This is a genomic window from Polaromonas sp. (assembly GCF_031411155.1).
Classification (GTDB): Bacteria; Pseudomonadota; Gammaproteobacteria; order Burkholderiales; family Burkholderiaceae_C; genus Polaromonas.
Genome location: NZ_JANOAL010000013.1, coordinates 1 through 1,886 on the forward strand (window position 1 = coordinate 1; position 1,886 = coordinate 1,886).

Annotated in this window: 3 protein-coding genes; all 3 read left to right on the plus strand. The window is 62.8% G+C overall.

The window, feature by feature from the left end; translation table 11 throughout:
* On the plus strand, positions 1–1,106 hold a 1,106-nt coding region (locus RMO23_RS00535), incomplete at its 5' end, for an AMP-binding protein (RefSeq protein ID WP_309678025.1).
* On the plus strand, positions 1,103–1,564 hold the full coding sequence (locus RMO23_RS00540; protein WP_309678026.1) for a thioesterase family protein: 462 nt from the start codon (positions 1,103–1,105) through the stop codon (positions 1,562–1,564). The genes RMO23_RS00535 and RMO23_RS00540, both read left to right, overlap by 4 nt.
* The coding region (locus RMO23_RS00545) for a RidA family protein (RefSeq protein ID WP_309678028.1) at positions 1,539–1,886 on the plus strand (348 nt) is incomplete at its 3' end. The genes RMO23_RS00540 and RMO23_RS00545, both read left to right, overlap by 26 nt.

Here is a 1,886-nt window from a genome sequence, read left to right on the forward strand (position 1 = left end):
ACGAGCCCGGTTCGCTGGCGGTGCTCGCCGCGCAAAAGGACGGCAACTTCAAGCCTTGCCCCGTCTCGGCCGACGACATGGCGATGATGGCCTTTACCTCGGGCACCACGGGCAAGCCCAAGGCGGCGGTACACACGCACCGCGACGTTCTCGCCGCCTGCGAGGCCTGGCCGCGCCATGTGCTCAAGGCCAGCGCGGACGACATCGTGATGGGCTCGCCGCCGCTGGCCTTCACCTTTGGCCTGGGCGGCATGCTGGTGTTTCCGATGTGGGCAGCCGCCTCGGTGTACTTCCCGTCCATTGCCTACACGCCCGAGGCGATGGTCAAGCTGATCGGGCAGGTGGGCGCCACGATTTGCTACACCGCCCCCACGTTTTACCGCCAGATGGCGCCGTTTGCCAGGCTGCATGGCGTGCCCAGCCTGCGCCAATGCGTGAGCGCGGGCGAAAGCCTGCCGGATGCCACGCGGCAGCTGTGGAAAGAGGCCACCGGCATAGAGATGCTGGACGGCATTGGCGCCACCGAAATGTTTCACATCTTCATTTCCTCGACCGGCAGCGATATCCGGCGCGGCGCGATTGGCAGGGTCGTGCCCGGTTACAGCGCCAAGGTCGTCAACGACAAGGGCGTGGAAGTCCCGCGCGGCAGCATCGGCAAACTGGCGGTGAAAGGGCCGACCGGATGCAAGTACCTCGACGATGCGCGTCAGGGCAACTATGTCAAGGACGGCTGGAACTACCCCGGCGACGCCTTCATGCAGGATGCCGACGGCTATTTTTTTTACCAGGCGCGCGACGATGACATGATCATCACGGCCGGCTACAACGTGGCTGGCCCCGAGGTCGAAGACGCCCTGCTGAAACACCCGGCCGTGGCCGAATGCGGCGTCGTCGGCTTGCCAGACGCGGAGCGCGGCATGGTGGTCAAGGCCTTTGTCGTGCTCAAGCCCGGACCGGCCGGTGACAGCCAGATGGTGAAAGCCCTGCAGGACCATGTCAAGACCACCTTGGCCCCGTTCAAATACCCGCGCCAGATTGAGTTTCTGGACAGGCTGCCGCGCACCGAAACCGGCAAGTTGCAACGCTTCAAACTGCGGCAGCCATGAAGTTCACCACGCAAAAACAGGTCCGGTTTCAGCACTGCGATCCGGCCGGCATTGTTTTTTATCCGCAGTATTTTGTGCTGTTGCATGAAGTGCAGGAAGATTTTCTGGCGCACATCGGGTTTGCCGAACACGCCCTGATTGCCGGCGGCACCGGCGTGCCCATCGTCGATCTGAAAGCCGAATTTCTGGGCATGTGCCGCTACGGCGACCAACTTTCCATCACCCTTGAGCTGACGCGCATCGGCCGCTCCAGCCTGGGCATGGCTTACACAATTCACGCCAGCCCGACCACGCCGGGTGAGGCCGCGGCCATCAAGCTGCGCGCCCATGGCGTGGTGGTCTATTCAGAACTGCCGCACGGCAAACCCGTACGCATCCCGGAAAACCTGCGCTACGCGCTGACACCGTATCTAGAGACACATCAGGAAAAGCATGACTACAAAAATCCAACCCCCTGACTGGGCCGAACCCAAAGGCTACTCCAACGGCATCCTGGCGCGCGGCGCACTGCTGTTCGTCGGCGGCCAGATCGGCTGGAATGCGCAGCAGCAGTTTGAAAGCGATGACTTCGTCGCGCAGACGCGCCAGACCCTGCTGAACATTGCAGCCGTCCTCAAGGCCGGCGGTGCGGGCCCGGAACACATGGTGCGCATGACCTGGTATGTGGTGGACCGCAACGAGTATGTTGCCAGGCTGAAAGAGGTGGGAGGCGTTTACCGCGAAGTCATGGGGAAAAACTTCCCGGCCATGACCTGCGTTGCGGTTGCGGCTCTGGTCGAA